This window comes from Kitasatospora saccharophila (genome assembly GCF_039529925.1).
Taxonomy (GTDB): Bacteria; Actinomycetota; Actinomycetes; order Streptomycetales; family Streptomycetaceae; genus Kitasatospora; species Kitasatospora saccharophila.
Map to the genome: position 1 here is coordinate 53054 of NZ_BAAANS010000048.1, position 11270 is coordinate 64323.

8 protein-coding genes and 1 pseudogene are annotated in these 11270 nt (G+C 73.7%); 3 read left to right on the top strand and 6 right to left on the bottom strand.

Going from position 1 to position 11270, the window contains the following annotated elements; genetic code table 11:
• Positions 1-103: 103 nt before the first annotated feature.
• Together ABD345_RS29275 and ABD345_RS29280 are read right to left on the bottom strand one after the other, a co-directional pair.
• A complete protein-coding gene (locus ABD345_RS29275; RefSeq protein WP_344556389.1) occupies positions 104-640 on the bottom strand; it encodes a hypothetical protein in 537 nt (178 codons plus the stop codon).
• Between the two features lie 107 nt (positions 641-747).
• Positions 748-1656, bottom strand: coding sequence for a COG1361 family protein (locus tag ABD345_RS29280; protein ID WP_344556391.1), 909 nt, complete (start codon positions 1654-1656; stop codon positions 748-750).
• A 398-nt stretch (positions 1657-2054) separates the two neighbouring features.
• Between ABD345_RS29280 and ABD345_RS29285 the strand changes: the two are divergent.
• A pseudogene (locus ABD345_RS29285) lies at positions 2055-2357 on the top strand (flavodoxin family protein); the annotation flags it as partial.
• 42 nt (positions 2358-2399) lie between these two features.
• Here ABD345_RS29285 and ABD345_RS29290 read toward each other — a convergent pair.
• The 4 genes from ABD345_RS29290 to ABD345_RS29305 form a co-directional block, all read right to left on the bottom strand.
• Positions 2400-3809, bottom strand: coding sequence for a beta-propeller fold lactonase family protein (locus tag ABD345_RS29290; RefSeq protein WP_344556393.1), 1410 nt, complete (start codon positions 3807-3809; stop codon positions 2400-2402).
• A gap of 587 nt (positions 3810-4396) precedes the next feature.
• Positions 4397-5392 (bottom strand): MASE1 domain-containing protein, encoded by a 996-nt coding sequence (locus ABD345_RS29295; RefSeq protein WP_425556882.1) that lies wholly within the window; start codon positions 5390-5392, stop codon positions 4397-4399.
• Positions 5393-5520: 128 nt separating this feature from the next.
• Complete coding sequence (locus tag ABD345_RS29300; protein ID WP_344556397.1) at positions 5521-6354, bottom strand: PP2C family protein-serine/threonine phosphatase; 834 nt, start codon at positions 6352-6354, stop codon at positions 5521-5523.
• 342 nt (positions 6355-6696) lie between these two features.
• Entirely contained in the window at positions 6697-6933 is a 237-nt protein-coding gene (locus tag ABD345_RS29305; protein WP_344556399.1) for a hypothetical protein, read from the bottom strand.
• Between the two features lie 1033 nt (positions 6934-7966).
• Between ABD345_RS29305 and ABD345_RS29310 the strand changes: the two genes are divergently transcribed.
• Together ABD345_RS29310 and ABD345_RS29315 are read left to right on the top strand one after the other, a co-directional pair.
• Positions 7967-9562 carry a glycoside hydrolase family 27 protein gene (locus ABD345_RS29310; RefSeq protein WP_425556883.1) on the top strand — a complete coding sequence of 532 codons (1596 nt, stop codon included), beginning with the start codon at positions 7967-7969 and terminating at the stop codon, positions 9560-9562.
• A 171-nt stretch (positions 9563-9733) separates the two neighbouring features.
• On the top strand, positions 9734-11170 hold the full coding sequence (locus ABD345_RS29315) for an arabinofuranosidase catalytic domain-containing protein (RefSeq protein WP_344556403.1): 1437 nt from the start codon (positions 9734-9736) through the stop codon (positions 11168-11170).
• The last annotated feature ends 100 nt before the right edge of the window (positions 11171-11270 follow it).

Sequence of the window (11270 nt, forward strand, 5' to 3'; positions counted from 1 at the left end):
TATACGACTCTTACGACTCCTTGACAGACCCTTTGTGGCCGAGCGCCCGGGGCCGGCCGCCCCGTCTGCCGGGCGGGTGCCGGTGAGGCCCTGCGCGGGTGCGTCAGGTGAGGGTGAGGGTCAGCAGGCCCGACTGCTGGGTGATGGTGGAGCCGAGGCAGCTCAGGAGGTCGAGGCTGGGGTAGACGGCGACGCGGGTGGAGGCGGAGCCCAGGCCGTAGCCGGCGGTGACGGTGCCGACGGAGGTGACGATCTCCTGGCCGGCGGCGTGCTCGACGACGGTGACGGGGTAGGTGATGGTGCTGCTCTGCCCGTTCTGCCAGTGGTAGGTCACCACGTTCTGCACCAGGGTGTCGCCGAGCCCCTGGAGCAGGCAGCTGACCTGCTGGTCGAAGACGGTGTGGGCGGTGCCGGAGGTGAAGGGCCCGGTGCAGCTGCCGCCGCCGGAGGTGCCGAGGTTCTCGGTGACGCTCTGGGAGGTCTGCCGGGGGAGGGCGCCCAGGGGCGGGTCGTAGTGGACGGTGACCGACCCCGTGCACAGCAGGAGGTCGTTGGCGGCCTGGGCGGGTGCGGCGGTGGCGAGGGCGGTGGCGAGCAGCGTCAGGGCGCTCGCGGCGGCCGCGAGGGTGCGGATGCGCATCGTGGGGCTCTCCTCGGGAGGGGGACGGGGTGGCGGGGCGCGGAGGGTGGGCACGGGTTCCGCGGGCGCCCGGCGCCCTGGCGCGGGCAGGGCGCCGGGCGGTGCTCTCACGGGCAGGTGATGATCAGGCCGGTGAGGACGGTGCAGGAGCGGGTGGCGGTGTCGTTGACGGGGTTGGGGTCGGCGGGGGTGGAGGTGGCGCGGGTCGCGGTCGCGGTGAGCGTGCCGAGGGAGAGGAGGCCGAGGTTGGCGGTGAAGGAGGCGGTGGTGGAGGCGCCGTTGGCGAGGGCTCCGGTGGTGCAGGTGGCGGTGCGGGTGGTGGCGTTGTAGGTGCAGGTGGCGGGGAGGCCGGTGACCGAGGTGGTCTGGGTGGGCAGGGCGACGGTGGTGGTGGAGGCGGTGGCCGTGCCGGGGCCGTTGTTGGTGACGGTCGCGGTGTAGGTGATCTGCGAGGAGAGCAGCGGTCCGGCCGTCGCGGCCAGGGCCACGGACAGGTCGGCGGCGACCGGGGGCCGGACGGTGAAGGCGAGGTCGGGGGAGAAGTCCTTGCGGGAGGAGGTGCCGACCGTCCCGGACTGGAAGACGTCGTAGGTGCCGGCCGCCGCGGCCGGGTTCACGTGCGCGCTGACGGTCACGGTCGCGCTGGTGCCGGCCGCGAGGTCGCCGGGCCGGACGCGGACGGCGCTGCTGGTGGGGGTGTCGCACGCCGACGCCGGGTCGCAGGAGTCGAGGACGAAGAGGCCGGTGTCGTTGCCGTCCCTGGCCGAGAAGCTGTACGCGAAGCCCTGCGTCGTGGCGCTGGTGTTGGTGAAGGTGACGGCGACGGTGAACGCGTCGCCGGCCGGGAGGTCGGTGTCGGAGTACGCCGCCGAGATCGTGCCGTTGGGGAAGGTGTCGCCACTGGTCGCCGGGGTGGCGGCCGGAGCGGGGGCGGCGAGGCCGAAGACGGCCAGGACGGCGGCGAGCAGCAGGGCGGCGGGACGGGCGAGCGGGGCGCGGAGAGGTTGACGGAGCATGAGGGTTCTCCGATCGGCCGCGCCGCGGGGGCGCGGCGGCCGAGCTACGGGAGGGGGAGCGGCCGAGGGGCCGTCCGGGGGGAGCGGCGGGTTGGACGGCTGGAACAGCGGGCGCCCGGGGCTCCGACAACAGGGCCGCACGAGCCGGGCCCTGGAAGGCTTTCCATCGTGTGCGCGTCCCGGCCGCGCGTCCAAGGGGGCCGGGACGGGTGTGCATCGTGGTGCCCACCGTGGCTGCTGAGGTGGCGCGTACGCGCCCGAGCGGCGCACTGCCGCACTCGCGCGCCCCCGGGCGCGGCTGTTGTGCGCAGGAGCTTCCGGGAACGCGCGCGCTCCTGAAGAGCCATGAAGGTCCGGCTGTCTTCGCCGCAGGTCAGCTGCGGTGCCAGGGTGTTCCGCCGGTCTGGCTCGGTGACAACTCCTCCGTGATGAAGCGGGTGATCGAGCGGCTGTGCTCCTGCTCGTCCGTCCTCGACGAGCACGGCCGGTACGCCTACTACGGCCGGGTCGGCGGCTGTCTGGTCACCGGGAACGAGGACGGCGCCAAGCACTGCGCGATGAACGTGCTGTACAGCCTCCAGTACCTGGGGTACGTCGTCCCGCCGCAGGCGGACGCGGGCTGGGTCGGGCCGGCCGGGCCCGGGCCGTCGTACCTGGACGAGGGGGCCGGCGGGCCCGAGAACGACTTCACCAGTAGGCACGGGAGCGTCGGCCGGAGGGCCTGCTCGACCCGGTGCGGGGCGTCAGGGGCAGGTGACGAGGACGACGGAGAGGGCGGTGCAGGTGACGGCCGCGGTGTCGTTGGCCGGGTTGGGGTCGAGGGGCGCGGAGGCGGTCCGCGTGCCGGTGACGGTGACCGGGCCGAGCGTCAGCAGGCTCAGCGGGACGCGGAAGGTCTTGCTCACGCTCGTGCCGGCGGCGATCGGGCCGTAGGCGCAGGTCACCGTGCCGGCCGCGGAGGTGCATCCGGTGGTCAGGCTGGTGGCGGAGGCGCCCGTCGGGAGGGTGGCGGTGAGGGTGGCCGAGGTGAGGGTGCCGGGGCCGGTGTTGCGGGCGGTGAGGGTGTAGCCGAGGTAGGGCACCAGGAGGCCCAGGCGCGGCTGGGCGGTGAGGGTGACGGCGACGTCCGACGTCTGCGGCGCGGGCGTGAAGGCCGTGCCGTAGGGGCCGGTGAACCCGGTGATCGTCGCGGTGACCGTGTTGGTGGCGGTGTCGATCACCGAGACCGTGTCGTCCGACTGGTTGGTGACGTAGACGGCCGTGCCGGACGGGTTGATCCTGGCCTGCGCCGGGTGGTTGCCGACCGGGACGGTCGCGGTGACGGTGCCGGTCGCGGTGTCGACCACGGAGACGGTGGCGCTGCCGTTGTCGGCGACGTAGGCCCGGGTGCCGGCCGCGTTGAACGACACGCCGTTGGGCGCGGTCCCGACCGTGACGGTGGCGGTGACCGTCGCCGTCGCGGTGTCGATGACCGAGACCGTGTTCGTGCCGTTGTTCGTGACGTACGCGAAGGCCCCCGTGGGGCTGACGGCCACGCCCGAGGGGTTGCTGCTGACCGGAACGGTCGCGGTGACCGTGTTGGTCGCGGTGTCGATGGCCGAGACCGTGTTCGTGTAGTTGTTCGTGACGTACGCGGTGGTGCCCGACGGGTTCACCGCCACCCCGTTGGGGCCGCTCCCGACCGTGACGGTGGCGGTGACCGTGTTGGTCGCGGTGTCGATGACCGAGACCGTGTCGGCACCGTTGTTCGTGACGTACGCGAAGGCCCCGGACGGGGTCAGTGCCACCGTGAGCGGGCTGCTGCCGACGGGGACGGTCGCGGTCACCGCGTTGGTCGCCGTGTCGAACACCGAGACGGCGTTGCCCCCGAAGTCGGTGACGTACGCCCGGGTTCCGGCGGGGGAGAGCGCCACGTTGGCGGGACTGCTGCCGACCGTGACGGTGGCGGTGACGGCGTTGGTGCTGGTGTCGACCACCGAGACGGTGTTGCCGCCGAGGTTGGCCACGTAGGCGAGCGGGCCGGTCGCGGCGTGCGCGGACGCGCTCAGCGCCACCACTCCGGTGAGCGCCAGGGCGCCGCCCGTGGCGCAGGAGACCAGGCGGCGCCCCCAGCGGGAGAGGGGGCGGCGGGTGCGGGCAGGTGCAGAAGGCAAGGGACTTCCCTCCATCGGTCCGTAGCCGACGGCGGGTCCGGAGGACCCGGGGACCGGCGGCCGTACGGTCGCGCCACTCGGCCACCGCGGGCCGGTCGGCCCGGGACGGCTGAGCTCTGGCAGTACTCCTCACATCGCGCACCGCGCCCACGGGCTCGACTTCCTGTCGGCACGGCGCACGCGTCGCCCACCACCGCGGCGGTAACCGGGGCGGAGGCTTCCTCCGGCGGGCAGCGGCAGCGGAGTCGCCCCGTGGAGTCAGCAGAATCATCGCGATCCCTCACCGGGCCCGCCGCAGAACGGGCGCAGTTGGCCGCAATCACCTCAAGAAGTCGACCACAGGAAGTCTTGACGCCCCTCCAGCACGTTCCGTACCAGGCCGATGGTCGTCGCCGCGCCCCCGGGGCCGCGAAACCGCGCGACCCCGGAGGTCCGCCACCGCCGGGGACCACCATCGATCACGGCCCGGTGTTCTCGTCGACCGGCGGGAGGGCGGCAGCGGTCCGCGGGTGGACCTGGTGTTCGACGCGGGGACCGCCGGGGCGGGCCGGACGGCGCTCGCCCGGCGCTCGTACGGCGGTCGTCCGTCAGTCGGAGCGCCGACGGTCGGCGGGGGGCGGCCAGGGGCCGTCGGCCTCGCCCGGGGCGAGGCGGTTCACCACTTCGGCGAGGGCGACGCACGCCTGCTCGATGGTGTCGAGGGTGTTCTCGCGTTCGGTGGTGACGGCGGCGAGCAGCAGTCCGGTCAGGGCGGCGACGCCGTTGAGGGCCTGCAACTGGACCATCACGGCGAGCAGGCCGTGGTCGGCGAACGGGCCGACCCGATCGACGGCGGCGGGAACGGCGAAGACGGACACCACCAGGACGCACGGCGCGGCGCCGAGCAACTGGAAGCGCAGCGCCGCCCACATCACCACCGGCAGGACCAGGAAGAGCAGGGAGAGCGGGCTGCGGGTCGCCGCGAGCACGGTGACGAGGGTGACCGCCAGCAGGCCGAGGGCCTCCGCCCAGCGGCGCGGCGGTACGTCGCGGGGCATCCGGGCCGCGCGCACCGCCAGCAGCAGGGGGGTGATCACCAGCACGCCCATCGCGTCACCCGTCCACCACGCCGTCCAGGCGGGCCAGAACTGGTGCGGGGCCAGCGCGCCCTCGGACACCAGGAGCAGGCAGGCGGCGGTCGCACTGACCAGCGTGGAGGCGAGCGCCCCCAGGAAGACCAGCGCCACACCGTCCCGCAGCCGGTCGAGCTCGACCCGGAAACCCACCCGGGCCAGCAGCAGGACGGCCACCACCGGGGCGAGCGTGTTGCCCGCCGCGATGCCGAAGGAGGCGGGCGTGATCGCTCCGAACCCCGCGATGACCAGCAGGGTGCCGAGCGCGATCCCGGGCCACACGCGCAGGCCGAGCAGCAGCAGGCCGGCCACGGCGACGCCGGTCGGCGGCCACAGCGGGGTGACGTGGACGCCGCCCACGACGACCTGCGTCAACAGGCCCAGCCGGCCCCCCGCCCAGTACACGAGCGCGACGCCGAGCATGGACAAGCCGGCCACCGCGGTCTCTCCGGCCTTCGCGTTGCGCAGCACAGCAGCCATCTCATCGCACGCCGCCGGCCGGCCCCGGCCGTGACACGCCCGGGAGGCGGCCGGGACCCGCCCGGGAGGCGGCCGGGACGGTCGGATCCGCCGCGGTCACCCACCGCTGCCGGGCGCCGTCACGGTCCGTCGTGGCAGAGCACCAGGACGGCGGCGTCGTCCTGGTGACCGGTGAGGTCGGCGACCTCCAGCACCCGGCCGGCCAGCTCCCCGGGCTCGGCGCCCACCCCCGCGCGCACCCGCCGCAGGACGTGCTCCAGCCCGGTGTCGAGCGAGAACGCGGGCCCCTCCACCACGCCGTCGGTCACCAGGACGACCGCTTCCGTTCCCGACAGGCGCCGCCGCGTCACCGGGTACACCTCGCCGGGTTCGATGCCGAGCGGCAGCCCCACCTCGTCGGCGTTCTCGGTGTCCTCGATCCCGGAGCGGCCGTCGGCGGTGGCCCAGATCGCCGGGACGTGGCCGGCCCGGGCGACGGACAGTTCGTGGGTGGCGGGGTCGAAGCGCAGGAAGCAGCAGGTGGCGAAGAGGCCGTCGGGCAGGGACAGCAGCAGTTCGTTGGTCCGGGCCAGCACCTCGCCGGGGTCGCTCGCCGCAGTGGCCAGCGCCCGCAGGCCGATCCGGACCTGGCCCATGAACACGGCCGCCTCGACGTCGTGGCCCTGCACGTCGCCGATGGTCAGCCCGAGCGTCCCGTCCGGCAGCCGGAAGCCGTCGTACCAGTCGCCGCCGATGTCCAGGCCGTGGCGCGCGGGCGCGTACCGGGCGGCGGTCCGCAGCCCGGGCAGGCTCGGCAGCGCGGCCGGGAGCAGATCGCGCTGCAGCGCCATGGCGAGTTCGACGCGGGCCCGCTGCCGCTCGGCGTGCTCCAACGCCCGGGCGGTGAGCTCACCGAGCGTGCCCAGCAGTTCGTGCGCACCGGCGGGGTGGGACGGGGGACGGCGACGGCTCACGGGCGGCTCCAGCACGGCCTCGGCGGACGGGCGGCGGGCGGCTGTCCTGCCACCGCGTGCATCCATTGTCCCTTCACCCGATCGGACCCGCCCCCGCGGCCGCCGCCGGGCCGCAGGTGCTCCCCCCCCCCCCCCCCCCGGGCGCGGGACGGCGAGGTGGTTGCGGGCCGCGAGGGCATGACGGGCGTTCGGAAGGTCTCAGGGCTGCCGCCGCGATCGAACGGCTGCGCCCGGCAGGCCGTGACGCCGTCCCCATCACCGGTTCCTCCCGCGCCGCCCGCGACCGGCTGCTGCGCGCGGGGCGGCCCGCGCGGGCTGGGCGGCCCGCGCGGGCTCCGTGGTTCAGCGCAGAACCACGGAGAGCCGGGCCGGGCCGGTCGGGGTGGTGGTGTCACAGAAGTAGGCGACGGCCTGCTGGCTGTTCACGTACGCCTGGCCGGCCGCAGTGCAGGCGGCAGCGGTCGGGTACACGCCGATGTAGGTGTAGGTGGCCGCCTGGGCGCCCGGGGCCGCGATCAAGGCACTGCCGGCCACGACGCCGGCCACGGCAACGGCGGAGAACATCTTGCGAAGCGACATGGGTCTCCCTCTCGGTGACGAGCGCAGGATCCTGATCTCCCGCGTTTCGTCGAGGAGCATTTCCCGAAAGCGAAGACGAGGCAATGGTCGAGACCAATTTCGACCGGAAGCGATAAGGTGCCTCGGTGAAGACGCAGCTCAAGGGCGGTCCGATCAACCGGACGATCATCTTTCGGACAAGCGCTGCACCGTCTGGAACCCGAAAGGCCGGGGCCGTGGTCGAGCGGGCGATCTTCCAGCGGGTCGCACGGCCGCTCAGGCGGTGCCACCGCCGTGTGCAGGCTCCCTCCGCCCGGAGCCACCCGTCCGGGGCGGTGCGCGACTTCCCGAGATTCGGCGCGGTGAAATCCAGCGCGGGAATCGTGTGGGGTGCGATGACTTCCGGTGGCGGTGTTTTCGCAAGAAGGGTTGACACGGGGTGCGGGGTGCTGGACGCTCTTAACCGCCACCGCCCAGGACATTCGGAAAGGGTGATCTTCCCGCATAAATTGTTAGCGCTAACAATAATCGTCGGAGCTGCCGCGCGGCCAGGGGCCGACCGCCGGGGGCCGCAGGAGACACGCGCCCACCTGCGGAGTACGGGCGGCGGTGGCGGAAACTTTCACGCGACCCCCGCCGTCGAATGACGGCAGGAAGCGGGCGACCGGGCTTCCGGCCGGAACCCGATCGGGGCCGCGGCCGGTCCGGAATTCGATGTCCGGGCGCATTCCCTGGCCTTTCCGGCGGGCCGCCCGGTGAATTCGGGTGCGGCGGACCGCGCCGTCCCGCGGCGCGTCGGGAAATCCCCGGAGGAATCCCGTCCGCAGGGCGCCGAATTCCTCCCCCGGAACGCGTCCGCCGCGCCCGCAGGGCGACGGACCCCACCACGCTCCCACCACGCTCCCGGCGCGCGCACCCGCGGGTCGCGCGCGTCCCACCACTCACGCCAGGAGGCGACCCCGTGCTCCACCCGAACCGACACGTCTTACCGCGAGCGGCGCGATCCCGCCCGCGCAGGGCACTCGCGCACCTGCTCCCGGCCCTGCTCCTGGCGCTGGTGATCCCGCTGCTCACCCCGGGCGCGGCCGCGCCCGCCGCCGCCACGCCTGCCGCCGCCGCCCTGGGCAACGGCCTGGCCGCCACCCCGCAGATGGGCTTCAACGACTGGAACGCCTACGGCTGCAACGTCTCCGAGTCGCTGATCAAGACCACGGCGCTGGCCATGCACAACAACGGCATGCAGAGCGCCGGGTACACCTACGTCAACATCGACGACTGCTGGATGACCCACTCCCGGGGCGCCGACGGACGCCTCGTCCCCGACCCGGCCAAGTTCCCGGACGGGATCAAGGGCACCGCCGACTACGTCCACTCGCTGGGCCTGAAGCTGGGCATCTACGAGGACGCCGGACTGCAGACCTGCGCCGGCTTCCCCGGCAGCCTCGGGCACGAGACCACCGACGCCCAGTCCTTCGCCGCCTGGGGCGTGGACTACCTGAAGTACGACAACTGCTACGCCGGGCCGGGCTGCGCGCTGAACTCCTGCCCCAACGGCACCAAGGCGCCCGCCCAGACCCGCTACGCCACGATGCGCGACGCGCTGGCCGCGACGGGACGGCCCATCCTGTTCAGCCTGTGCAACTGGGGCGAGGACAACGTGTGGACCTGGGGCGCGGGCACCGGCAACAGCTGGCGCACCACCGGTGACATCAACGCCAGCTACTCCAGCATGCTGTCGATCTTCCACGCCAACGTGCAGCTGGCCCCCTACGCCGGCCCGGGCCACTGGAACGACCCGGACATGCTGGAGGTCGGCAACGGCTCCCTCAGCGACACCGAGAGCCGCACGGAGTTCAGCCTCTGGTCCGAGATGGCCGCGCCGCTGATCGCCGGCACCAACATCGCCTCGGCCGGCGCGAACACCCTCGCCACGCTCACCAACACCCGGGTGATCGCCGTGGACCAGGACCCGCTGGGCAGGCAGGGCACCATGGTCTCCGCCGGCAACGGCCTCGACGTGCTGGCCAAGCCGCTGGCCAACGGCGACGTCTCCGTGGTCCTGTTCAACGAGACCGGCTCGACCGCCACCATCACCACCTCCGCCGCCGCGATCGGCAAGACCGGGGCGGCGAGCTACGGCCTCACCGACCTGTGGACCGGCGCCACCTCGACCACCACGGGCACCATCAGCGCCACCGTCCCGGCCCACGGCACCACCATGCTCCGGGTCAGCGGCGGCACCGGCGGCGGAACGGCCACCAGCGGACCGGTGCGCGCCGCGGGCGCGGGCAAGTGCCTGGACGTGCCGAACTCGACCACCACCGCGGGCACCCAGGTGCAGATCTGGGACTGCAACAACCAGGCCAACCAGCAGTGGACGCACACCGCCGCCAACCAGCTGACCGTCTCCCTGGGCGGCACGCAGCTCTGCCTCGACGCGTACGACAACCAGACCGCGCCCGGCACCAAGGCGATCATCTGGACCTGCAACAACCAGGTGAACCAGCAGTGGCGGGTGAACACCGACGGCACGATCACCAGCGTCCAGTCCGGACTCTGCCTCGACGTCACCGGCAGGTCCACCGCCAACGGCGCCCTGATCGACCTGTGGACCTGCAACGGCCAGAGCAACCAGCAGTGGGCCCTGTGAAGCCCCCGCGGCGGCGGCCCGGCGCGCATCCCGGGCCCGCCGCCGTCCACCACGCCCCACGCCCCACGCCCACCCGACGAGCCGCAGGGAGCCCCCGTGCCTGACAGCCGCTGTCCGGACCACCCGACGTCCGCACCCCCGCCCCGTGCCCGACTCCGCACGCTGGTCCGCATGTTCGCCACCGTCCTGCTGGTCGTCGGCACCGTGACCGGCACCGGAGGACTCGCCGGCACCGCGCAGGCCGCCACCACCGGCCCCTGCGACCTCTACGCGGCGGGCGGCACGCCCTGCGTCGCCGCGCACTCCACCACCCGCGCCCTCTACGCGGCGTACGGCGGAGCGCTCTACCAGGTCCGCCGGGCCTCGGACGGCCGGACGCAGAACATCGCCCCCGTCGCCGCCGGGGGCGTCGCCAACGCGGCCGCCCAGGACGCCTTCTGCGCCGGCACCCCGTGCGTGGTCACGATCGTCTTCGACCAGTCCGGGCACGGGAACGACCTCGCCTACCAGGGCCCCGGCGGCGCCGGCGGCAGCGACACCCCGGCCAGCGCCACCAGCGAGGCCCTCGCCCTCGGCGGGGCCAAGGCGTACTCGCTCTACATCAACCCCGGCAACAGCTACTGGCACGACGGGTCCTCCTCCGGGATGCCGCTGGGCAGCGCCCCCCAGGGCGCGTACATGGTGACCAGCGGGACGCACGTCAACGGCGGCTGCTGCTTCGACTACGGGAACAGCGAGACGGACCGCAGGGCGGACGGCGCGGGAGCCATGAACGCCATCTACTTCGGGACGAGTTGCTGGTTCGGCGGCTGCCCCGGGACCGGCCCGTGGGTGCAGGCCGACCTGGAGTACGGCCTGTACTCCGGCGGCAGCCAGTCCTGGAACCAGAACCAGCGGGCCTTCACCAGCCGCTACGTCACCGCGATGCTGAAGAACAACGGCACCACCCGCTTCGCACTGAAGGGAGGTGACGCCCAGTCCGGCGGGCTCACCACGCTCTGGAACGGCGCGCTCCCGCCCGGCTACAGCCCGATGAAGCAGCAGGGCGCCGTCATCCTCGGCAGCGGCGGCGACTGCTGCAACGGCAACACCAACCAGAGCCTGGGCACCTTCTACGAGGGCGCCGTCGTCAGCGGCTATCCGTCCGACGCCACGGACGACGCCGTCCAGGCCAACATCGCCGCGGCCGGCTACAGCACCGGCACCGGCAGCACGACCGGGCCGCTGCACGCCGTCGGCGCCGGGAAGTGCCTGGACGTCCCGGGCTCCAGCACCACCGGCGGCACCCGGACCCAGACCTACTCCTGCTCCGGCGGGGCGAACCAGACCTGGACCGCCACGCCCTCCGGCCAGCTGACGGTGTACTCCGGCAGCAGCCAACTGTGCCTGGACGCCGAGGCCAAGGGCACCGCCAACGGCACCAGGGCGATCGTCTGGCCCTGCAACGGGCAGCCCAACCAGCAGTGGGTCCGCAATGCCAACGGCACCGTCACCGGCGTCCAGTCGGGGCTCTGCCTGGACGTCAGCGGAGCGTCGACGGCGAACGGCGCCGCCGTCCAGCTGTGGACCTGCAGCGGGCAGAGCAACCAGCAGTGGAAGCTCGGCTGAGCCCCTGACGGCCGACCGGCCCCCGCCCCGGGCCACCCCCGGCGGGGGCCGCGGCCGACCCTTTCGGTGGGAGGGCGGGGGGGGGGCCTTGGGGGGGGCG